This window comes from Flexivirga lutea, assembly GCF_054778955.1.
This window is the reverse complement of the sequence record NZ_BAAGZB010000003.1, coordinates 156,806-179,168: the sequence shown is the minus strand read 5'-3', so window position 1 is coordinate 179,168 and position 22,363 is coordinate 156,806. Positions and strand designations below refer to the sequence as shown.

Sequence of the window (22,363 nt, the reverse complement as noted above, 5' to 3'; positions counted from 1 at the left end):
TCAGTTGGCGAGAGCGCCGAGCTCGGAGCCGGTCAGACCCGCGGCGAGGGTCGCGCCGGTGTCCGGATCGATCACCACGAAGGCACCGGTGGCGCGCTGCTGCGCGTAATCGTCCACGGCGACCGGCTCCGCGAGTTGCAGCCGGATGCGGCCGATATCGTTCAACTCCAACGGATCCGAGTTGTCCTGCCACTGCAGGTCGTCCACGTGCCACGCCGCGTGCGGCGCCGCGAGCAACGCCCGCGTCGTCTTCGTGCCGGCCTTGACCAGCACCCGCTGCCGAGGCGCGGATGCGCGCTCGTCGAGCCAGGTCACCACCGCGTCGAGCTGCTGGGTCGTGTGGATGGGTCGGTCGGTCGTCAGCACCTCGCCGCGACCGACGTCCAACTCGTCGGCGAGCCGGATCGTGACGGACGCCCCTGTCGAGGCGGCGTCGACCTCGCCGGTGACGCCGTCGATCCCCACGACGGTCGAACTGCGACCGCTCGGGTATGCCGTGACGGTGTCGCCGACCCGGACGGTGCCGGACGCGACCCGACCCGCCAGGCCCCGGTAGTCCGGGTGCTCCGGCGTCCGTGGCCGGATGATCAGCTGCACCGGCAGCCGGAACGGTTCGTCGTCCGCGGCTGCGCGCGGCGGCAGGGTCTCCAGCACGTCGAGGAGCGGTAGGCCGGCATACCAATCGGGTCCGGGTACGGCGACGTTCTCGCCGGTGAGGGCACTGATCGGGATGATGTGAGTGGCCTCGATCCCGACGCGCTGCGCCAGCGCTCGCACGTCGTCGGCGACGTCGGCGAATCGGTCCTCGGACCAGTCCACCGCGTCCATCTTGTTGATCGCGAAGACGACCTGCGGGACACGCAGCAGGGACAGCACCGCGGCGTGCCGGCGGGTCTGTGCGGAGACACCGTTGCGCACGTCGATGAGCACGACGGCGGCCTCCGCAGTGGAGGCGCCGGTGACCGTATTGCGGGTGTACTGCACGTGACCTGGAGTGTCCGCGAGCACGAAATTCCTTCGGGGCGTTGCGAAGTAGCGATATGCGACATCGATCGTGATGCCCTGCTCACGCTCCGCGCGCAGGCCGTCGGTCAGCAGGGCGAAGTCGAACTCGGTCGCGCCGCGTCCCTGGCTCGCGTGCAGCGTCGCCTCGAACTGGTCCGCCAGGATCGACTTCGTGTCGTGCAACAGCCTGCCGACGAGCGTGCTCTTGCCGTCGTCAACCGAGCCGGTGATGACCAGGCGCAGCTGGTCACGATCGGTGATCGTCCTGTCCGTGGTGGTCTCGGTGGTCGTCATCTCTAGAAGTAGCCTTCCCGCTTACGGTCTTCCATGGCGGCCTCGGACAGTCGGTCGTCGGCCCGGGTGGCGCCGCGTTCGGTGAGGGTGCTGACCGAGATTTCCTCGATCACGTCCATCACCGTCGTCGCGGTGCTGAGCACGGCGCCGGTACACGACCCATCGCCCACCGTGCGGTAGCGAACGCTCAATGTTTCCAGTGCTTCTCCCTCGCGAGGGCCGCCCCAGGGACCGGGAGTGAGCCACATCCCGTCACGGTGGAAGACCGGTCGCTCGTGGGCGTAGTAGATGCTCGGCAGGGCGACGTCCTCCGCCTCGATGTAGCGCCAGACGTCCAGCTCGGTCCAGTTCGAGATCGGGAACACCCGGGTGTGCTCCCCCGGCGCATGCTTGCCGTTGTAGATACGCCACAGCTCCGGACGCTGCTTACGCGGGTCCCAGCCACCAAACGCGTCGCGCACCGAGAAGATGCGCTCCTTCGCGCGAGCCCGGTCCTCGTCCCGGCGCGCACCACCGAGCAACGCATCGAACTTCCGTGTCGCGATCGTGTCCAGCAGCGGCACGGTCTGCAGTGGGTTGCGCGTGCCGTCCGGGCGCTCGGTCAACCGTCCGTCCGCGAGCCACTCCTCAACGGCCGCGACGACGAGCCGGTGACCACCGTCAGCCACCAGTTGATCGCGGAACTCGAGGACCTCGGGCAGGTTGTGCCCCGTGTCGACGTGCAGCAGCGTGATCGGCAGCGGGGCGGGTGCGATCGCCTTACGGGCGAGGTGCAACAGGACCGCCGAGTCCTTGCCACCGCTGAACAACAGTGCCGGCCGGTCGAATTCGGCGATCACCTCGCGGATGATCTCGATCGACTCCGCCTCCAATTCACGCAGCGACACGTCGGTCGCGGACAGCGCGGTGGTCGTCATGCCGGACGCCTCGTTCCTCGGACTCCGGCATCTGACCCGATGCTCATTGGTTGCTCGCTCATGCTGACTCCTTCATAGGACTGAGCAGGGTGCCGACGACGGTCACGGCGTCGGCGAGGTCCACCTGCTCGGTGTCGATGGTCAGATCGGGTCGCAGTGGCGGCTCGTAGGGGTCGTCGATGCCGGTCATGCCGGTCAACTCCCCCGCGGCTGCCTTGGCGTAGAGCCCCTTCACGTCCCGCCGCCGGCATTCCTGCAGAGGTGTCGCGACGTACACCTCGTGGTAAGGCGTGCCATGGGTCGCATGGTGTGCACGCACGGCGTCGCGGGCGTCGGCATACGGAGCGATGACCGGCACCAGGGCGACGACGCCGTGCCGGGCGAGGAGTTCTGCGACGAAGCCCACCCGAGTGACGTGGGCGTTGCGGTCGTCCCGCGAAAATCCCAGTCCGGCGGACAGGTTCGTACGCAGTTCGTCGCCATCGAGGATCTGCACGCGATGTCCGCGTGCGGTGAGCTCGGCCGCGACCGCCTCGGCGATCGTGCTCTTGCCGGCACCGGAGAGCCCGGTCAGCCAGATGGTGGCACCGTGGCTGTTGACGTTTCGTGCACTCATAAGTGTATTCCGCACTCCGTCTTGTCGATCCCGGCCCACCGGCCGGAACGCGCGTCGGCTCCTGCTGCCACCCGCCGGGTGCACGGAGCGCACCCGATGGACGGATATCCCTGTGCGAGAAGCGGATTGCTGATCAGCTGGTGCTTCTCGATGTATGCCGCGACGTCATCGTCGGTCCAGGTCGCGAGCGGTGCCAGCTTGATCTTGTCGCGGCGTTCGTCGAACGACACCACCGGCGTGTCACGCCGTGACTCGGACTCGATGCGGCGCATTCCTGTTGCCCAGGCGTCGTATTCGTCGAGCACCTCGTCCAGCGGCTGGGTCTTGCGCAGCGCGCAGCACAGGTCCGGATCACGCTCGTGCAGCGCGACACCGTGCTCCTCGTCCTGCTCGGGCACCGTCTGGCGGGGCGTGATCGTCCGCAAGTGCACGCGGTATGACGCCGCCACCCTGTCGCGCGTCTGCAGCGTCTCCGGGAAGTGGTAGCCGGTGTCGAGGAACAGCACCTCGACCCCGGGCAGGACCGTGCTGGCCAGATGCACCAGCACCGTGTCCTGCATCGATCCGGCGACCGCGAGACGCAGTCCCGAGTCGACCGCCCAGTGCATGATCTCCTCCGCGGTCGCATCGGCAAGGGACGCAGCGCCGTCCGTTGCCAGCTCCCGCAGTCGGTCCTCGGCGAGTGTCATCGCAGGGACTCCTCGTCGGCACGGACCGCCCAGTCCGAGAAGCTCTCGCCGTCCGCGCGTTGCGCGACGTAGTTGCGCGCGACCCGTTCGATGTAGTCACCGAGTTCGGCAGATGTCACCTTGTGGCCGCGCAGCTTCCGGCCGAAGTCCGCCCGCTGGCCGAGACGCCCGCCCAGATGCACCTGGAAGCCCTCCACCCGGTTGCCGTCCTGGTCGGTCACGATCTGACCCTTCAGGCCGATGTCGGCGACCTGCACCCGAGCGCAGGAGTTCGCACAACCGTTGAGGTGCACCGAGATTGGCCGCCCCGGATCGATGTCCGCGAGCCGCTGTTCCAGCTCGGGCAGCAGCCGGTGCGCGCGCTCCTTGGTCTCGACGATTGCGAGCTTGCAGTATTCGACGCCGGTGCACGCCATGATCGTCCGGCGCCAGGGCGTCGGTTTCGCGCTGAGTCCCAACGGTTCCAGAGTGCTGATCAGCCCCTCGACCGCGTCGTCACGCACGTCCGCCACGATCAGTTTCTGGTAGGGCGTCAGGCGCACCCGCCGCGATCCCGCCGCCTCGGCCGCATCGGCAACCGCCGCGAGCGTACTGCCACTGACCCGGCCGGCGACGGCCGTGAAGCCGACGTACTTCCCGCCGCCTCGCTGCTCGCTGACGCCGACGTGGTCCATGGTGCGCGAGGGCACCGGTGCGGGCGGGCCGTCCGGCAGTGGTGTCTTGAGGTATTCGGTCTCCAGCACCTCGCGGTATTTCGCCGTCCCCCAGTCTGCGACGAGGAACTTCATCCGGGCCCGGTTGCGTGAACGCCGATAGCCGTAGTCACGGAACAACCGGACGACGGAGACCCACACGTCGGGCAACTGTTCGAGTGTCACGAACACGCCCAGCCGCTCGGCGAGGAACGGATTGGTCGACAGGCCACCGCCCACCTGCAGGTCGAAGCCGGGACCGAGCTGTGGGTGCTGCACGCCGACGAACGCCACGTCGTTGATCTCGGGCGCCGAGTCGGGCAGCCAGGCGATGGACGTCTTGAACTTGCGGGGCAGATTGGACAGGTCGGGGTCACCGACATACCGGCGGTTGATCTCGGCGATGGCCGGTGAGACGTCGACGACTTCGTCGACGCTGAGCCCGGCGACCGGAGAACCCATCACCACGCGGGTGCAGTCACCGCACGCCTCGGTCGTCTCGAGGCCGACGGCCTCGAGACGTCGCCAGATCTCCGGCACGTTCTCGATCTCGATCCAGTGGAACTGCACATTCCCGCGATCGGTGATGTCCGCGGTGTTCCGTGCGAACTCCTGGGAGATGCCGGCGATCACCCGCACCTGCTCGGTGGACAGCTTCCCGCCGTCGATGCGCACGCGCATCATGAAGTACGGCGCCTCCAGCTCCTCCGGCGACAGGGTCGCCGTCTGGCCACCCGGGATCCCGTCGCGGCGTTGGGTGTAGAGACCCCACCAGCGCATTCGCCCGCGTAGGTCATCGGCCGGGATCGACGCGAAACCCTCACGGGCGTAGGTCTCCTCGATCCGCGCCCGCACGTTGAGACCGTCGTCGTCGCGCTTGTATGCCTCGTTATGGTTCAGCGGCTCGTGCTCACCGAGCGCCCACTGTCCGTTGGTCTTGGTCACCACGTCCCATAACGTTCCATTTGACGATGCAAAACGTCAAATGATGTTCAGAGAGTGACACGACCCGACGGGACCGGTCGCTGCGCCGACAGCCGGCTCGCGCGTGCGAGGATGCGACCATGCCCAGCGCCTCCCAGCACGCCACCGTGCGCCGGCGCGCCGTGCTGGGCGCGGCCCTCGCCGGCTGCGTCGCCACGCTGACCGGCTGCGGCATACGGCTCGAACGTGACGCGCCTCACATCCCCGGCATCAAGACGCAGGGCCCACCGCCGGACCAAACCGTGCTGCGCCGACTGCTCGACTCGCTCGATGCATCGATCAACGCCGCCGCGACCGACACGGCCGCCTGGGCGGCGAAGCTGGCGGCCCTCCATCGCGCCCAGCGGACCAGGGTCACCGCCGTGATGGCCACCCAGGGCATGACGCCTTCGGCAAGCACAGCTGCGCCCAGCGGTCCGGCGGTCGATCCCGGCGCACTGTTCAGGTTCGAGCAGGCTGGTGCCCGCGCGGTCGGCACCCTCGCAGACCTGTCCCACCGGAACCTGCCGATGGCGGCGGCGGTCGCGGTGACCCAGAACGCCGGTGCCTCCCTGCTGGGCCACGGGGTCGAGGTCAGTGGCGCCACGGTGCCGAAAGCCGCTGTGGCGCAAGCGATCCTGCCCGCACTGCGCGCGGCGACCTACGCGCTGGAGGTGATCGTCGCCAAGACACCGCTCGACCAGCGCACCCGCGCGGAGGACACCGTGACGATGCTGCACGCGACGCGCGCGCGCTGGGAAGCGGCCCTGGGCAGCGACCTGCCGCTGCCTCCCGACGGCTACGCGCTGCCCGTCCAGCCGACATCGGACGCCCGGCGTCGGCAGCTCGCCCAACGAGTCCTGCACGACCTGGTCACAGCCTGCGCCGACCAGGTCGTCGCCACCAGCGCCGACCACACCTCCTTCATCGGACTCACCAACCTGTGGGCGGACGCCACGGAACAGTGGTGGCGGTGGGGCGCCGCGCCGACGCCCTTCCCCGGACTCAAGTCGGTCGAGTAGCGGATGGCGGAGCGCAGCGGGGGAAATCCGTGTATCGGGACCACTTCAGGCGGGTCTCGATACACCTCCTCCGCTTCGCTCCCCCGGCACTCGACCAACCTCGACGACTTCGGACCGAGCATCCCGGCCGCGTTCCGGCAGATCGTCCGAGGCCGCCCCGCCGAGCCCGCGGTCAGCGGCGAGGACTGGCTGGCCCGGCTGCCCGGGCAGGTGGCCGAGCTGGCCGGCGCCTGGGGTCTGGTGGCCGACGGCCCGGTCTGGCACGGCGTGTGCGCCGTGGTCATACCGTGCCACCGGGACGGGCAGCCGGTCGTGCTCAAGGTCAGCTGGCCGCACGAGGAGGCCAGGCTGGAGCACCTGGCGCTGCAGGCATGGGGTGGTGACGGTGCGGTGCGGCTGCTGGCGGCCGATCCCCCGCGTTGGGCGATGCTGCTCGAACCGCTGGTGCACGACCGGAACCTCGACTCGACCGGGCTGCTCGAGGCGTGCGAGACGATCGGTGGTCTGATGCGCCGCCTGGACCGGTCCGCGACGCCGCAGTTCACCCGGCTGAGCGATGAGATCGAGCGATGGATCCCGTTGTGCCGCAATGGTTCGCCGCTCGTCCCGCGCCGTCTCACGGAACAGGCCGCCGCGACTCTGGGCGACCTGCGCGACGGCTGCGACGGTCGGCTGATCCACCAGGACCTGCACTTCCAGAACGTCCTGGCGGCCGAGCGCGAGCCATGGCTGGCGATCGACCCCAAGCCGTTGTCCGGCGAGTGGGCCTTCGCCGTCGCGCCCGTGCTGTGGAACCGCTGGGACGAGGCGGCCGCCGCGACGAATCTGCGCACCCACCTACGTCTGCGCGTCGGCCTGGTTTGCGACGCCGCGGGCCTCGACGAGGATCGGGCGATGGCATGGAGCTTCGTGCGCCTGGTCACCAACGCGATATGGGAGGCGCAGGAGCCGCAGCCCGGGCAGGCGGAGCTCTCCCAATGGATCGCTGCCGCGAAAGCGATGACCGCCTGAACACGAACGGCGGCCACACCGTGAAGGTGTGGCCGCCGCCTCGAGTGGTCCTACTTCGTCAGCTTGGCCAGCACCTTGTCGAAGGTGTCCTTGGTGCTCAGCAACTGGGAGTACTCGGTCGCGTTCTTGCTCGACGACAACTCCTTGCCGTTGATGAACAACGTCGGGGTGCCGGTGACGCCGTTCTTCGTGGCGTTGTCGGCGGTCGCCTTGACGTACTTGTTGTAGGTGCCCTTGTCGACGCACGAGTTGAACTTGGTCAGCGCGGCTCCGGTGATGCCGGCCTGCTTGCCGTACTTCTTCAGGTCCGCCTTGGTGAAGGTGTCGCCCTGCGCCTCCTGCTGCTCGGGACGCTGCCCGGCGAAGGTCGCCTTGTGGTACTCGGCGGCCTTGCCAGCGTCGGCGGCGCAGTAGAGGCCGTTGGCTGCGATCGTGGACGCCGGCTGGTTGCTCATGTTGTCCTCGAGGAACGTCATGAGGTGCCACACCAGCTTGATCTTGCCCGTCTTGGCCTGCTGCAGGATCTGCTCACCGTTGGCCTTCTCCAACTCGTTGCAGATCGGGCACTGAAAGTCCTCGTAGATGTCCACCGTGGGCGCGCCGGACTGCAGCTTCACGTCCGGATAGGCACGCAGACCCTCGGCGTTGGAGGTGCCGCCCTTGGGCACCGGGCCCGAGTAGGAGCCGCTCTTGTTCGCCTGGGTCACGAACACCGCCACGACGACGACCACCACCAGGATGGTGGCGATGACGCCACCGATGAGTCCCTTGGACGGTCCGTCCTTGGGCTTGGTGGCAGCAAGTCTCTGCGAGGCATCAGGGCGTGGCATGGAGTCACCTTAACTGTCGTTGTGTGTGAATCTGCGATCACTTCGCCGTCATGGCAACGATCAGGAACGCACTGTGGTTCGGTCGCGGCGGATGTGGCGGCGAAGCTGCGCTCAACCCCACAGTGCGCGGTCGGCGCTGAGTCGGGTCCGCGGCCAGATCACCAGCCAGGCAGCGCACAGCAGCAGGCCGACGTCGCGCAGGATGTCCCACTTGTATGCCGCCGTGGTCGGCAACTTCCCGTTGCTGCCGAAACAACCGCACTGGATCACGATCCCGCGCGCCCACACCGAGCTGATGCCGATGATGAAGGCGATCATCAGCAACCCGCCGAGCACCGCCGTCATCCGGGTCATCAGACCGGCGATCAGCAACAGGCCCAGGATGATCTCGACGAACGGCATCACCGTGCCCCAGATGTTGGACAGGTCATAGGACAGGATGCGGAACGCCTGCGTGTCCAACCGGGTCGTCTGCAGATCACGCGCCTTGAGCACGCCGGCGACCAGATAGGTGACGCCGAGGATCAGCCGAGCCGCCACGCCGATCCAATCCATCGCGGGGTGCTGGTGCCACTTCGTCGTCGCGCTCACCTGCGACGACACCGACTCGGTCTGCTCTGCCACGCCGACAGACTAAACGACTTCGCTGTCCGAGCCGTGCCGACGGGCGGGCCCGCGGTCCGCCAGCCAGCCGCCGACGACGGCCAGCACGTCGAGCAGCTCGTGCGCGACCGCGTCGGGCCGCGCCTCGGTCACCACGATCTGCTCCTGCGGCAGCACCGAGTGCGGAATCCAGATGGCGCGCATGCCGACCTGCTGCGGTCCGTGGACGTCCTCGAAGAGGCGGTCACCGACATACACGCACTTCGCGGGGTCGGCTCGCACCGCGTCGGCGGCCGCGCGGAAGGCCTCGTGGTGCGGCTTGACCCACGGGATCTCGCTGGAGTAGACGTCCCCGTCGATCAGCTCGAGCACGCCATCACGCTCGAACAGCGCGCGGTGGTAGTCGCGGTCCCAGATCGTGTTGGACAGCACACCCACGCGAATCCCCTTGGCGCGCAACCCTTGCCACACCTGCCGGACCTGCGGGTCGATCTGCGTGTGCGGCTCCCAGAAGGCGCGGTATGCCGCCAGCGCCGCCGGGTGCGAGCCGCCGCGCAGGTCCGCCCCGGCTTCGACGAGGATCTCCTCGATCCGGGCGCTGCTGTGCTCGGTGCGAGCGCGAGCCCACGCCACGGCGGTCGCCTCCAGCAGCCGCTGCGCGAGCGCCGGGTCGCCGTAGGCGGCGGCGTAGGACATCGCCTCGGCCTCGAAATCGATGTCGTGCCAGGGCGTCAGCGTGCCGCCCCAGTCGAAGATGACGGCTTCGACGTTGCTCACAACGTCGGAGTCTCCTCGGCGATCTCGCGAGTCACCTCGGTGACCACGTCGTCGACCGCGACCTCGCGGCGATCACCGGAGCGCCGGTCCTTCAGCTCGACCACACCGTCGGCCAGGCCCTTGCCGATCACGAGAATCGTCGGGACACCGATCAATTCGGAGTCCTTGAACTTCACGCCCGGGGACACTTTGCGCCGGTCGTCGAAGAGCACGTCGATCCCTGCCGCCTCCAGCTCGCGGACGATCTCCTCGGCCTTGACGAAGACCGCCTCGTCCTTGCCGGTCGCCACGACGTGCACGTCGGCGGGCGCGACGTTGCGCGGCCAGATGAGACCGATCTCGTCCAGGTTGTCCTCGGCGATCGCCCCGACTGCACGCGTCACGCCCACGCCGTACGAACCCATGGTGACGGTGACCAGCTTGCCGTTCTCGTCCAGCACCTTCAGGCCGAGCGCCTCGGCATACTTCGTGCCGAGCTGGAAGATGTGGCCCATCTCGATGCCGCGGGCCAGCTTCAGCGTGCCGTGCCCGGTCGGCGAGGCGTCGCCCTCACGGATCTCGGCCGCCTGGATGGTGCCGTCGGCGGTGAAGTCACGCCCGTGCACCAGATCGATGACGTGGTGGCCCGGCTGGTCCGCGCCGGTGACCCACGCCGATCCCACGGCGACGGACGGGTCGAGCAGGTAGCGGATCCCGCTGGCGTTCTCCTCGCCGAGGACACCGGGGCCGATGTAGCCCTTCGCCAGCACGGGGTATGCCGCGAAGTCCTTCTCCTCGAACGCGGCGACCTCGGCGGGCGCGACCTTGACCTCCAGGCGCTTGGCGTCCACCTCGCGGTCGCCGGGCAGCCCGATGGCCAGCGGCTCGCGCGTGCCGTCGGGGTGCTCGAGCATCACGATGACGTTCTTGAGCGTGTCAGCTGCGGTCCACGCCCGGCCGTCGGCGCGCGGGTGATCCTCGTTGAGGGCGTTGACCAGGGTCTCGATGGTGGGCGTGTCCGGAGTCGGCTCGACGTGGGCAGGTCCGGCGGTCACCTCCACCTCGGGCGCCTGCGGCACCTCGACGGCCTCGACGTTGGCGGCATACCCGCTGTCGTCGCGGACGAAGGTGTCCTCGCCGTGCGGGCTCACTGCGAGGAACTCCTCGGATGCGGAGCCGCCCATGGCACCGGAGTCGGCCTTGACGATGACGTACTCGAAGCCGAGCCGCTCGAAGATGCGGATGTAGGCCTCGCGGTGGGCGTCATACGCCTTCTGCAGGCCGGCATGGTCGACGTCGAAGGAGTAGGAGTCCTTCATGATGAACTCGCGGCCGCGCAGGATGCCGGCCCGCGGACGCGCCTCGTCGCGATATTTGTTCTGGATCTGGAAGAGCGCCAGCGGCAGGTCCTTGTATGACGAGTACAGGTCCTTGACGGTGAGGCAGAACATCTCCTCGTGCGTCGGGCCGAGCAGCATGTCGGCGTCCTTGCGGTCCTTGAGCCGGAAGAGGTTGTCGCCGTACTCGGTCCAGCGATTGGTGGCTTCGTAGGGCTCCCGCGGCAGCAGCGCCGGGAACTTCACCTCCTGGCTGCCGATCCGTTCCATCTCCTCGCGGATGATGCCCTCGACCTTGCCGAGGACACGCATGCCGAGCGGCAGCCAGGTGTAGATGCCGGGCGCGACCCGACGGATGTAGCCCGCGCGGACCAGCAGCTTGTGGCCCGGCAGCTCCGCGTCGGCCGGGTCCTCGCGCAGGGTTCGCAGGAACAGGGTCGACATACGCAGTGCCACGGGGGCTCCTTCGGATACGTGCGGTGGGTTGCGCGCAAGGATACCGACCCGGTCGCGGACAGCGGCGCTCACATTGGCCGGTCCGGAAGCTCACTTGGTCACCGCGCGAGCACTACGGTGACGAGAGTGCCGCCAAGAATGTGGCCACTCGCCGCGCTGAGCGTCGCCGTGATCTCGCTGTCGGGTTGTCAGACCGAAGACGTGTCGGGATCGACGGCCTCGGCTGCCCCTGCGATGCCGATGGTCCAGGCCTCCCGCAGCCACTGCGGAGCGGGCTGGACGCACGCGGCAGCCGGCCTCGTGCAGGTGCAGGTGCGCAACACCGACGTGAATGCCGAAGAGGTCTACCTGGCCGACGCCGACGGCAAGCTGTACGGCGAGATCGATCCCCTCGCACCCGGCGCCACCGCAGTCCTGCGCACCAGGCTCTCGGCAGGCAGCTACCACCTGATCTGTTCGGTCAACGACGGCACGCCGGTGCACGGCCCGAAGGTCTCGGTCGGCGGCGCGGCAGCAGGCGTCCGTGGCGTGCGGCCGGTGACCTCCGCCGATCTGGCACCGAGGGTGATCGCCTACCGGCGCTGGGTGGAGGGCCGGCTGGCTGTCCTGCGCGGACAGGCGAAAACACTGTCCGCAGCGCTGAGTTCGGGTGACCGCGGCTCCGCGCAGGCGGCTTGGCGCACGGCGAATCGGACATGGAACACCATGGGTGGTGCGTATGGCGCGTTCGGCGACCTCGGCGACGCGATCGCCGGCGACCCGCTCGGACTGCCCAGGGGCGTGCACGACCCGCGATGGACCGGGCTGCTGCGCATCGAGTACGGCCTCTGGCACGGCCAGACGCCGGCGTCACTGGGCCGGTCGTCGCTCGCGCTCGAGAGAGACCTCGCGTCGTTGGCCAGGCACCTGAAACGCACCCAGTTCCAGCCGCTGGACATCGTCCGACGGACCCACGAGATCACCGAGGACACCCTGCAGCAGACGCTCACCGGTCACGCCGACTACGGCGCACACGTGCAACTGGCCGATGCTCTCGCGCAACTGGACGGCACCACCGAACTGCTGACGGTGCTGCACCCTCTGCTGGCGCCGCGATTCCCGGCGCTGGCGACGGCCCAACGCCAGATCGCCAAGACTCGCAAGGACATTCGGGAACAGCACCGATGGGCCACCGACGCCCCGGGCGCCGCGCCCGACGCCGGCCACGAACTCGTGGACAGCGACTTCGCGCAGCTCGCCGAGTTGCTCGCACCCGTGCCCACCATCCTCGAGCCGAGAGTCACATGAACGACATCACTCGCAGGTCGATGCTCCGCGCCGGAGTCCTCACCGGCGGCGCCGGGGCCGTCGCGGTCGCCGCCACCGCCGGACGCGCCCTCGCCGACACGCCGGCCCCCGCCGCGGGACGCCGGCTCGCGCCGTTCCACGGCATACACCAAAGCGGTGTGCTCGGTGAGGCGCTGCCGGCGGCGACCATCGTGGCGTTCGACCTGACGACCGGCACCCGGTCCGGGCTCGCCGCACTGCTGCGGACACTCACGGACACACTCCGGTCCGTGACGGCCGGCGGTGTCGCCGCGTCGCCGGGCATCACCACGACCGCCGGCACCGGGCTGCTCGGTCCGGATGTGCCCACCCAGGCACTCGAATCCGTCGTTGCCCTCGGCGCGGAAGTCTTCACCGAACGATTCGGGCTCGCCGGCGCGAAGCCGCGACGGCTGCGTGCCATGGACACCTTCCCCGACGATCAGCTCGATCCGGCCTGGTGCGGCGGCGACCTGTTGGTGACGTTGCAGAGCCAGCACCGGGACGTCGTGACCAACGCGCTGCGGGAGGTGTGCCGAGCGACCCGCGGTTCGATGCAGATCCGTTGGAAGCAGGACGGATTCACCCCACCGCCGCGGCCGACCGGTCAGCCGCGCAACCTGCTCGGCTTCAAGGACGGCATCGCCGGCCCCGATCCGAGCGACGACCGGCAGATGGGCTCACTGGTCTGGGCCGGCTCCGGCGAGCCGGCCTGGGCCGCCGGCGGCAGCTACTACGTCATGCGCCGGATCCGGATGTTGGTCGAGTTCTGGGACCGCGTGTCCACCTCCGAGCAGGAGCGGATGTTCGGACGGCGCAAGGACAGTGGCGCGCCGTTGACCGGCGGACGCGAAGACTCCCTGCCGGACTACCGGAACGACCCGAACGGCAGCGCCATACCGCTGGACAGCCACATCCGGATGGCCAATCCGCGCACCCCGGCGACCGCTGCGTCGCAGTTCCTGCGCCGGTCCTATTCGTATGACGCCGGCGTCGATTCGGTCGGCAACCTGGACATGGGCCTGATGTTCGGGGCGTTCAACGCAGACCTCGACCGGCAGTTCGTGACCGTCCAACGCCGCCTCGCCGGCGAGCCGCTGGTCGACTACATCACCCCGGTCGGCGGCGGGTACTTCTTCGCGCTGCCCGGAGTGCGCGACGCCACAGACTTCTACGGCAGTGCCCTACTGGCGTAGTCGTGTCCCCACCACGCATCACGGAAGGAACAGATCGTGCACAAGAAGCCTGCACTGCTCGTCGCTGCGTCGACGAGTGCGGTGATCGTCGCCGCAGGTGCCACCGTCGCGCTGCAGTCCAGCGCGCACGCCGCGACGCCGCCTCCAGCACATTCCCGTCATCAGACGCCCCGCACCACCACGCCGATCAAGCATCTCGTCGTCCTGTTCGACGAGAACGTGTCGTTCGACCACTACTTCGGCACCTATCCGCACGCCGCCAACACCGACGGCACGAAGTTCACCGCGGCCCGCCATACGCCACGCGCCGACACCGAGCAGAACGCCGGCCTGATCCGCTCCAATCCCAATCTCTACAAACCGTTCCGTCTCACTCCGGACCAGGCGGTCACCTGCGACCAGAACCACGCCTATCAGCCGGAGCAGAAGGCGGCCGACGGCGGCAAGAACGACAAGGTCATCGAGAACACCAGTGTCGACACCTGCACCGGCGAGTTCGGCGCACCCGGACTGGCGATGGGCTACTTCGACGGCAACACCGTCACCGGGATGTGGAACTACGCGCAGCACTACGCGATGAGCGACAACATGTACGGCTCGAACTACGGGCCGTCATCCCCCGGGGCGATCAACCTGGCGTCCGGAAACACCTGGGGGATCCACGCGGTCGATCCCAGGACCGGCGAACCGACGTCGGACGGGTACGTCGTCTCCACGCCCGACGCGCACGGCGTGGGCACCATGACCAACGACCCGGACCCCGCCTTCGACGACTGTTCGGATCACAACCACACCTCGACCAACAACCTCGGTGTCATGCAGGGCAAGAACATCGGCGACGAGTTGAGCTCCGCCGGCATCTCGTGGGGTTGGTTCCAGGGCGGGTTCACGCCGAACACGGCGTACGCCGGAGACGGCAGCTACGCGCAGTGCACCACCGCGCACGCCAACGTCGGCGGCGGCACGTCGGTGGACTACAGCCCGCACCACAACCCCTTCGCCTATTACAAGTCCACGTCCAACCCGCACCACCTGCCGCCGAAGTCACTCGCCGAGGTCGGCCACGACGGTCAGGCCAACCACCAGTACGACCTGACGTGGTTCAACGACGCGCTCAAGAGCGGTGACATGCCGGCGGTGTCGTTCCTGAAGGCGCCGTCCTACCAGGACGGCCACGCCGGCTACTCGGACCCGATCGACGAGCAGCACTTCCTGGTGAACGAGATCAACGCCATCCAGCAGTCGCCGGAGTGGAAGAGCACCGCGATCGTTGTCACGTATGACGATTCGGACGGCTGGTACGACCACCAGTTCGCCACGATCCGCACCGGTGCGCGCGACACCACCCTCAACGAGCCGATGTGCACCCGGGTCAAGGAACCGGTCACCGCGAGTGGCCCGCAGGACGACCGGTGCGGTCCGGGGCCGCGGCTGCCGTTCCTCGTGATCTCGCCCTACTCGAAGGTCAACTCGATCAGCCACCAGCCGCTGGAGCAGGCCTCGGTCATCAAGTTCGTCGAACAGAACTGGAAGTTGCCGCAGTTGGGCAACGGATCGTTCGACGCACGCGCGCACTCGTTCGCCTCGCTGCTCAGCTTCGGCCGGCCGAAGGCGTCCACCGTCCTGCTGAACGAGGACGGCTCGGTCAAGAGCGTGACTCCCCCGGTGAAACACCCCGGGCATGGAAAGGGCCACGGAAAAGGGCACGGGCACGCCTGACGCTCGCGACGAGGAAGTCACGACAGTAGCGACCTCCTCGCCGGAAAGCCGCTCGCAGGGCGAGTAACTGACGACTGTCGTCAGTTACTCGCCCTGCGTGCGTCTCTCTCACCCAGCGACCGGTTGCGCACGCCGCACGATCGATGCGGTGTCGAGTCCGGGGGGCAAGGTGCCGAAAACTCCGGCGTGCCGGCCCAGCACCCGCGAAGCCAGGAATGCCTCCGCGACTTCGGTCGGCGACTGCCGGACCAGCAGACTGGCTTGCACAAGCACCGCCATGCGTGCCGCGAGCCAGCGGGCGACATACTCGGCGCTGGACGTATCTCCCAGGCCAGCAATGGTTTTCAGCACTTCAGTGACACCGTCGTGCAGCTCCGCGACTCCGGCCTGCTCGACCTCGTCGCGCCAGGCATCGATCCCCTCCGGCTGACGCTGCAGCACCCGCAGCACGTCCAGTGCGTTGACGTTGCCACTGCCCTCCCAGATGGAGTTGAGCGGCGACTCGCGGAAAAGCATCGGCAGGCCGGAGTCCTCGACGTAACCGTTGCCGCCGAGCACCTCCAGCGCTTCCGCCACGTGGAACGGCGTGCGCTTGCACACCCAGAACTTCGCCAACGGCAAGCCGATGCGGCGCAGGGCGCGTTGTGCCGGGTCGTCCGGCGACTCGACGGCCCGCGCGAGGCGCAGGCCGAGCGCCGTGGCCGCCTCGGACTCGAGGGCGAGATCGGCCAGCACGTTGCGCATCGCCGGCTTGTCCACCAGCAGGCCGCCGAACGCACTGCGATGTCGGGCATGCCAGATCGCCTCGGCGAGGCTGCGGCGCATGAGCGCCGATGATCCCAGCACGCAATCCAGCCGGGTCGCGGCGACCATCTCGATGATGGTGCGCACGCCGGCGCCCTCGTCACCGAGCCGGCGGGCGTGGACGCCGGCGAACTCCAACTCGCTGGACGCGTTCGACCGATTGCCCAGCTTGTCCTTCAAGCGCACGATGTGCAGCGGGTTGCGGCTGCCGTCCGGCAGCACGCGTGGCACCACGAAACAGGTCAGGCCGCCCGGTGCCTGAGCGAGCACCAGGAAGAGGTCGTTCATCGGGGCGGAGGTGAACCACTTGTGACCGGTCAGCCGGTAGCTGCCGTCAGCCGTCGGAGCGGCCACGGTCGTGTTGGTGCGCACATCGGAGCCGCCCTGCTTCTCCGTCATACCCATGCCCGCGAGCAGACCACGCTTGCCGGTGGGTTCACGCAGGCCGAAATCGTAGGTGGTGGAAGACAATCCGGGCGTGAGCTCGTCGGCAAGTGCGGCATCGGCACGGAGCGCGGGCACGGCGGCGTAGGTCATCGTCATCGGGCATCCGTGCCCTGGCTCGATCGCGCTCCACGCGATGTATGCCGCCGCCCGCCGCAGGTGCTGCATTGGTTCGGCCGAGGTCCACGGGGCGCCGGTGAGCCCGAAGCCGACACCCTTGTCGAGCATCCAGTGCCAGCTCGGGTGGAAATCGACCTCGTCGACACGCGCACCGAAAGGGTCGACCGGACGAAACACCGGATCGTGGGCATTGGCGAGCATCCCGTGTTCGCGGGCCTCCGCCGAGCCGGCCAGTTGCCCGACCGGCGCGAGCGAGGCAAGCACCCGATCGGCAGCTGCGCCGGCCAGGGCACGCACCGCATCGGTCAGCGCTGCATCGCCGGTGACGGTGTTGTGGCCGACCAGCAACGGAGGCTGATTGCCGGGCTGCCGGGCGAACGGATCGGTGGAGTCGGCCATGCGGGACAGACTACGCAGCCGCTCGACCATGGACGCTACGGTCGTCGGATGGAATCGACCTCTTGGCCGGCGCTGCCGCTGCCGTGGGCGTCCGACGAGCTCGCCCGTGGTCCGCGACGATGGTGGACCGGTCCGCTCGACGTCGAAGGACTCGCCGTCGGCAGTGTCGTCGCGGCCGCATCAGCGGCGAACGCCCTTGCGTCATCACGTGGTTCGTCCTGGCGCTCGTTCGTTGCGAGCGGCCTGGTCGGTGCCTCGTTCGGCTCGCTCGACCGGCTCAGGGTGAACGGGGAAGCACCGCACGGATGGGGTGAACTGTCCGGTTTCTTCCGGACGGCCGACGGCTGGATCCGGCTGCATGGCAACTATCCCCACCACGCCGACGTGATCCGTGCCGTCCTCGGCGCGCCGGACCGGCGTGCGGTCGCGAGCGCCATACAGGAGCGGACGGCGGTGTCGCTCGAGGAGGAGCTGCGCGCCGCCGGCGGCATCGCCGGCGCGGTACGCAGCGCGGACGTATGGCGCGCGCACCCCCACCATCGCGCGGCCATCGCCGACCGTCCGCTGGTGACCGTCGATCCGTCGACCGGTGCGACCAGTCCTCTCCTGCCGTCGGATTCGCTGCCCTTGCACGGCGTCCGCGTGCTGGATCTGACCCGGGTCATCGCCGGCCCGACGGCAGCACGCTTCCTCGGTGCGCTGGGCGCCGATGTGCTGCGGATCGACCGGCCCGACCGCCCCGAACTGCTCGAACAGCACCTGGACACCGGTTTCGCGAAACGGACGGCGGCACTCGACTTCGCCGACACGCACGGTCTGGCGACGGTGCGCGAGCTCGCCGGCACCGCCGACATCGTGCTCAGCGGCTACCGACCGGGGTCCCTGCACCGCTTCGGACTGGACCGGTCGTCGCTCCTCGCCGATCATCCCCGCATGGTGGTCGTCGAACTGTCCGCGTGGGGCGACATGGGCGCCTGGGGACAGGAGCGTGGCTTCGACAGCATCGTGCAGGCCGTCAGTGGCATCGCCACCGGCTACGCGGACGGCGAGGGCCGGCCCGGGGCGCTCCCGGTCCAGGCGTTGGACCACGCCACCGGGTACCTGATCGCGGCGACGGCCATGCGGCTGCTGGCCCGCCGCCCGTACGAGGGCGGCGCCGGCGCACGGCTGGCCCTTGCCCGCACCGCGCACTGGCTGTTGCAGCGGGATGCGGCCCCCGTCGAGCCGCAGGACGCCTTCGACGGCCCCGACTGCCCGCTGTGGTCGGCCAGCGCCGCCTCGCCGTACGGCAGCATCGACTACGTGCGCCCGCCGCTGTTCGCCGGCCACGTGCCGCTGGACTTCCCGTCGCCGCCGCGCCGCTATGCGGCCGACCCGCCGGAATGGTGGCTCGACGACGAACCGAACGAATCAGCGGATGACCGGCTGAGCCACTGAGTGGCGCGTGCAGGTCAGCGGCCGGCGCCCCACGCGGCCCGGATGAGCGGCCACTGCAATGGCAGGCGCGCCACCGTGCCGGCCAGGAACATCGCCCGGGACGGCGAGGCACCCCGGGTGGCAACCACCTTCGCTGCGTTGGCCGTCATCTGCACGTTGGCCGGGAACACGCCCAGCAGCAGCGCAGCCGAGGCGCGGCCGGCGGTGCGGCGCGTCGTCGGCACGAGCAGCCCTGCGGCGCACGCCAATTCGGCGATGCCGGAGGCACGGATGACGTCAACCGGCCGGGGCACCTTCGACGGCATGATCGGGGCGAACGTCTGCGGACGCACCAGATGCAGCACGCCGGAAGTGGCGAACGCGCCCACGAGGATCTTGGCGGTCGGGGTCAGGGAGGCAACCATGCTCGGAGTGTTTCAGAGGATGACAGTCGCGAAGGTGCCCACCTGCCGGAAGCCGGCGGCATGGTAGGTGCGCAGCGCCGGCTCGTTGTAGCCGTTGACGTAGAGCGTCACCGTCGGCGCGATGGTCTCGATGACCTGCTGCACCACCGCCCGCATCGCGGGCGTCGCCAGGCCCTGTCCGCGCCGCTCGGGCGCCACCCAGACCCCTTGCAACTGCGCCACTCCGGCCGCCAGCGAGCCGACGTCGGCCTTGAAGACGACCCGGTGGCCCTCGGTCACGACGAAGGTGTGCCCGGCGCTGATGAGCGAGGTGACCATGCGGCGGTATTCACGATCGGAGCCGGTGTAGGGCGGGTAGCCGATCTCCTCGGTGAACATCGCGGCCGAGGCGGGCAGCACCTCGTCGACCTCGTCGAGCCGAGCTCGGCGCACCCGGGCGTCCACCGGGCCGGTGGCGTGCGCCGGGAGCGACGACACCGCCAGCATCGGCTGGTCCGGCCGGACCGATCGTGCGTCGCCCCAGTGCCTTTCCAGCCGTTGCCACAGCCCGAGGACCTGTTCGGCGTCGCCGAAGATGGAGGAGCAGCGGCGTCGCTTGCGCCGCAACCGGACTGCGAAGGCGTCCAGAGCCGCATCGTCGGCGGCGATCGGCACCACGTTGGCGGACGTCCAGCACATCGACCGCAGCCGTCGACCGTCGTCCGTGCCGAGCAGGGCGCCGACGTAGGACGGGCCGCCCTCGATGAGGCGCGCCGCGACGAAGACGTTGGCCAGTGGGTCCGCCGCACACAGGTCCAACGCCGCCGAGAAGTCGCCGGGGCCGAGAGCCCGTGCTCCGCCGAGCGTCCGTAACACACCTCCAGCCTTGCACCGTCCGCTCCCGCACACACCGAAATCCGCTGATCGATTCGGGGTGTCTCTCGTTACAGTGCCGCTGATGACTTCTCCCACGGCCTCCGACCCTTCCGGAACACGCGTCCACGCCGACTACCGCAAGTGGGACGGATCGCCGCACTGGCAGAGCCACGGCACCCTGCTGGGTGTCGATGTGCACGGTTGCTGGGTGGGCTTCCCGCGGGGGACGCACTTCGAGCGGCCCGGCGCGGCCTTCGACCTCGAGCGTGACTCGGTCTCGCTGTTCCCGGCGGCGACGGGCTTCACGCCGGCGTTCAACGAGCCGACCGGGTCGCCCGAGCTGGTCCAGGTGTATGTCGACATCACCACTGCGCCGGTCTGGTCGCGCACCGACGACGGGGGTTGGCGGGTGACGATGATCGACCTCGATCTGGACGTGGTGCAGCGCGCGAACGGCTTCCTGTATGTCGACGACGAGGACGAATTCCTCGACCATCAGCGCAGATTCGGTTACCCGGAGGAGGTCGTCCGGCGAGCTGAGGACGACACCAGGAGGGTGTTCGGCGCGATCCGGGACGGGCGGGGCCCGTTCGACGACACCGGATGGCGCTGGATGCGCCGGCTGCACCCGGGCACGACCGACGGCACGTCATACGGTCAGGATGCGGACGGCACCGAGTCAGTCGTCGGCATCGAGTGACTCGACCGACCTGACGATCTCGGTCTTCTCGGACGCGTCGACCGGCACGCCGACGACGCCTGCCCAGCCGTCGACCTGCTCGGCCCGGTAGCGGTGTCCGTGACCGCCCACCGAGGAGTTGGCCGAGATCAGGTCCACGGTCGTGAGCCAGAAGGTCACCAGCGGATACCAGGTGAGGTCCTTGTCCACGTCGTGGCCCGCGCGCTCACGGGTCCATGCCGGCTGACGGTAGATCAGTGAGGGATCCCACCAGACGATTGGATCGGACGGATGCTGCAAGAACAACACCCGGGGCGGGCGCCAGTCGCCGAGCGGGCGGCCGTAGGCGTCCCGGTCGATCTGTGTGGTGTTGCCCGCGAAGCGGATGTGCCGCCCGTTGTCGATCACCGGAGCGACCTGCGGGCTGCCACGCTGGCGATCCCTGGTGATGGACCGCCAGAGCGGCGTGGAGTTGGGCGTGCCGCTCCACAGCGCACCGTCGACCATCGACAGCAACTGGTCGGCGCGACCGAACGCGGCCTCGGTGCTCAACGCACCGAGCGACTCGCCCGAGAGCAACAACTCCGGCCGCCGGTCCGGTGAGCGCGCCTGGATCATCGCGTGGACGGTTCGCACCAGCTCCTCGCCGACCTGCGCCGGCAGCGAGCGGTTGGTGAGGAACTGCACCACGCTGGGCAGGAACGAGTACTGCACCGCGACAGTGGCGACGTCGCCACCGGTGAGCACCTCCAGGGTGCGCACGTTGTATTCGTCCACCCAGCCACTGCCCGTGGTGCCGACCACGTTGATGAATCTGCGGTCCAGGGCGCCGGTACGGCGCAACTCCTGGACGATGACGTGCACCAGTGCGTGCGGGTCGACATCGCCGGTCTCCGGCGCGGCGTAGAGCCGGATGGGCTGCTGGGCGGGCTGCCCGCTGATCGCCGAGATGGTCTGCGCGGACGGCGTGTGCGCGGTGTAGATCTGGCCCTCCCGCCCCAGCTTCGACCACGGCTGGGTCGCGCCGGGGCCACCGGAGACCAGCGGTGAGGTCGGAGCCGCCAGCCCGTCCGGCGGCGCGTTGTTGACCTTCGCCGCGGACGCCGACAACGCCTCCAGCCCCTTCACCGCGATGACGCTGCGGGTCAGCCAGGTCGCCGACCCGGCCACCAGGCACACGGCCAGCAGGCCTGCGACCGGTTTCGGGAGCGCGAAGCCGAGCACGAACCGGGACGCGCGAAAGGCGCTGCGCACCGTCCACACGATCGCCAGCAGCACGGCCGTGAGGGCGATCGCGGCGAGCAGCGACAGTCCGTCGCTGAGCAGCGAGGGGGCCGGCAGATCGACCAACCGGGCGCTGTGTCGGCGACCGCGATAACCGGCGAACCAGACCGTGATCGTGATGGCCACCGCGAGCGTCCACAACACGATGTGCACGCGGGTGCGACGCGCTTCGGCGAAGACCACGCGCACACCCAGCCAGCCGAAGACGACGGACGCGACCGAGCCCAGCAGGGTGCCAGCGGCGTACCCGGTGATGGCGGACAGGGCCGAGGCGGCGGCCTGCACGGCCCACGGCCGCGGCAACAGGCTCGGGGCGAAACTCGCCAGCAGCGCCAGCCAGCCGAGCACCAACCCGGTGACTGACCGGCGTGCCAGGAAGCGGGCGAAAACGTTGGGTTCGCTGGCGTTCTCGGACTTGGTGGGGTCGTCATCCCGGGTGGTCACCGGGCCGGGTGACGTGTCTGCGACCTCAGGAGCGGAAGCGCGGCTGGTCACCCCCGAAGGTTATCCAGCGGCGGTGACCGCA

At 69.1% G+C, this 22,363-nt stretch carries 20 protein-coding genes; 7 read left to right on the top strand and 13 right to left on the bottom strand.

Translation table 11 applies throughout. The features are described from left to right. Genes ACYVBN_RS13550 through ACYVBN_RS13530 form a run of 5 tightly spaced genes read right to left on the bottom strand, consistent with a single transcriptional unit; the run spans position 1 to position 5,161 of the window. Positions 1-1,299, bottom strand: a complete 1,299-nt coding sequence (locus tag ACYVBN_RS13550; protein ID WP_460600985.1) for a sulfate adenylyltransferase subunit 1 — start codon at positions 1,297-1,299, stop codon at positions 1-3. A 2-nt stretch (positions 1,300-1,301) separates the two neighbouring features. Beyond that, entirely contained in the window at positions 1,302-2,216 is a 915-nt protein-coding gene (gene cysD / locus ACYVBN_RS13545; RefSeq protein ID WP_460600984.1) for a sulfate adenylyltransferase subunit CysD, read from the bottom strand. Between the two features lie 58 nt (positions 2,217-2,274). Further along, entirely contained in the window at positions 2,275-2,832 is a 558-nt protein-coding gene (gene cysC / locus ACYVBN_RS13540) for an adenylyl-sulfate kinase (RefSeq protein ID WP_460600983.1), read from the bottom strand. After that, positions 2,829-3,521 carry an adenylyl/phosphoadenylyl-sulfate reductase gene (locus ACYVBN_RS13535; protein ID WP_460600982.1) on the bottom strand — a complete coding sequence of 231 codons (693 nt, stop codon included), beginning with the start codon at positions 3,519-3,521 and terminating at the stop codon, positions 2,829-2,831. Before ACYVBN_RS13535 ends, cysC begins: the two co-directional genes overlap by 4 nt. After that, on the bottom strand, positions 3,518-5,161 hold the full coding sequence (locus ACYVBN_RS13530) for a nitrite/sulfite reductase (RefSeq protein WP_460600981.1): 1,644 nt from the start codon (positions 5,159-5,161) through the stop codon (positions 3,518-3,520). The genes ACYVBN_RS13535 and ACYVBN_RS13530 overlap by 4 nt, the downstream gene beginning before the upstream one ends. Before the next feature lie 116 nt (positions 5,162-5,277). Between ACYVBN_RS13530 and ACYVBN_RS13525 the strand changes: the two genes are divergently transcribed. Both ACYVBN_RS13525 and ACYVBN_RS13520 read left to right on the top strand, forming a co-directional pair. After that, entirely contained in the window at positions 5,278-6,198 is a 921-nt protein-coding gene (locus tag ACYVBN_RS13525; protein ID WP_460600980.1) for a ferritin family protein, read from the top strand. Positions 6,199-6,201: 3 nt separating this feature from the next. Continuing rightward, the gene (locus tag ACYVBN_RS13520; protein WP_460600979.1) at positions 6,202-7,209 is read left to right on the top strand and encodes an aminoglycoside phosphotransferase family protein; all 1,008 of its coding nucleotides are present in this window, start codon (positions 6,202-6,204) and stop codon (positions 7,207-7,209) included. A gap of 50 nt (positions 7,210-7,259) precedes the next feature. Here the strand turns inward: ACYVBN_RS13520 and ACYVBN_RS13515 are convergent, their stop codons facing one another. From ACYVBN_RS13515 to ACYVBN_RS13500, 4 genes are all read right to left on the bottom strand, one after another. Next, positions 7,260-8,039, bottom strand: coding sequence for a DsbA family protein (locus ACYVBN_RS13515; RefSeq protein WP_460600978.1), 780 nt, complete (start codon positions 8,037-8,039; stop codon positions 7,260-7,262). A gap of 111 nt (positions 8,040-8,150) precedes the next feature. Beyond that, positions 8,151-8,663, bottom strand: coding sequence for a MauE/DoxX family redox-associated membrane protein (locus ACYVBN_RS13510; protein ID WP_440281773.1), 513 nt, complete (start codon positions 8,661-8,663; stop codon positions 8,151-8,153). A 9-nt stretch (positions 8,664-8,672) separates the two neighbouring features. Further along, complete coding sequence (locus ACYVBN_RS13505; protein ID WP_460600977.1) at positions 8,673-9,419, bottom strand: HAD family hydrolase; 747 nt, start codon at positions 9,417-9,419, stop codon at positions 8,673-8,675. Then, the gene (locus ACYVBN_RS13500; RefSeq protein WP_460600976.1) at positions 9,416-11,191 is read right to left on the bottom strand and encodes a proline--tRNA ligase; all 1,776 of its coding nucleotides are present in this window, start codon (positions 11,189-11,191) and stop codon (positions 9,416-9,418) included. The genes ACYVBN_RS13505 and ACYVBN_RS13500 overlap by 4 nt, the downstream gene beginning before the upstream one ends. Before the next feature lie 234 nt (positions 11,192-11,425). Between ACYVBN_RS13500 and ACYVBN_RS13495 the strand changes: the two genes are divergently transcribed. The 3 genes from ACYVBN_RS13495 to ACYVBN_RS13485 are packed head-to-tail and all read left to right on the top strand — an operon-like array spanning position 11,426 to position 15,411. Further along, the gene (locus ACYVBN_RS13495) at positions 11,426-12,478 is read left to right on the top strand and encodes an imelysin family protein (protein WP_460600975.1); all 1,053 of its coding nucleotides are present in this window, start codon (positions 11,426-11,428) and stop codon (positions 12,476-12,478) included. Then, positions 12,475-13,692: a Dyp-type peroxidase gene (locus ACYVBN_RS13490; protein ID WP_460600974.1), complete on the top strand. Its 1,218-nt coding sequence runs from the start codon at positions 12,475-12,477 to the stop codon at positions 13,690-13,692. The genes ACYVBN_RS13495 and ACYVBN_RS13490 overlap by 4 nt, the downstream gene beginning before the upstream one ends. A 36-nt stretch (positions 13,693-13,728) precedes the next feature. Beyond that, positions 13,729-15,411, top strand: a complete 1,683-nt coding sequence (locus tag ACYVBN_RS13485; RefSeq protein WP_460600973.1) for a phospholipase C — start codon at positions 13,729-13,731, stop codon at positions 15,409-15,411. Positions 15,412-15,519: 108 nt separating this feature from the next. Here the strand turns inward: ACYVBN_RS13485 and ACYVBN_RS13480 are convergent, their stop codons facing one another. Then, positions 15,520-17,178 (bottom strand): acyl-CoA dehydrogenase family protein, encoded by a 1,659-nt coding sequence (locus ACYVBN_RS13480; RefSeq protein WP_460600972.1) that lies wholly within the window; start codon positions 17,176-17,178, stop codon positions 15,520-15,522. Positions 17,179-17,226: 48 nt separating this feature from the next. Here ACYVBN_RS13480 and ACYVBN_RS13475 point away from each other — a divergent pair, with 48 nt between their 5' ends. After that, positions 17,227-18,615 carry a CoA-transferase family III protein gene (locus ACYVBN_RS13475; protein ID WP_460600971.1) on the top strand — a complete coding sequence of 463 codons (1,389 nt, stop codon included), beginning with the start codon at positions 17,227-17,229 and terminating at the stop codon, positions 18,613-18,615. Positions 18,616-18,629: 14 nt separating this feature from the next. Here the strand turns inward: ACYVBN_RS13475 and ACYVBN_RS13470 are convergent, their stop codons facing one another. Then, positions 18,630-19,019 carry a DoxX family protein gene (locus ACYVBN_RS13470; protein ID WP_440281783.1) on the bottom strand — a complete coding sequence of 130 codons (390 nt, stop codon included), beginning with the start codon at positions 19,017-19,019 and terminating at the stop codon, positions 18,630-18,632. 12 nt (positions 19,020-19,031) lie between these two features. Continuing rightward, a complete protein-coding gene (locus tag ACYVBN_RS13465; protein ID WP_460600970.1) occupies positions 19,032-19,874 on the bottom strand; it encodes a GNAT family N-acetyltransferase in 843 nt (280 codons plus the stop codon). A gap of 82 nt (positions 19,875-19,956) precedes the next feature. Between ACYVBN_RS13465 and ACYVBN_RS13460 the strand changes: the two genes are divergently transcribed. After that, the gene (locus tag ACYVBN_RS13460) at positions 19,957-20,574 is read left to right on the top strand and encodes a DUF402 domain-containing protein (protein WP_460600969.1); all 618 of its coding nucleotides are present in this window, start codon (positions 19,957-19,959) and stop codon (positions 20,572-20,574) included. Here ACYVBN_RS13460 and ACYVBN_RS13455 read toward each other — a convergent pair. Then, entirely contained in the window at positions 20,554-22,332 is a 1,779-nt protein-coding gene (locus tag ACYVBN_RS13455) for an alpha/beta-hydrolase family protein (RefSeq protein ID WP_460600968.1), read from the bottom strand. The genes ACYVBN_RS13460 and ACYVBN_RS13455 overlap by 21 nt on opposite strands. Positions 22,333-22,363: the final 31 nt, after the last annotated feature.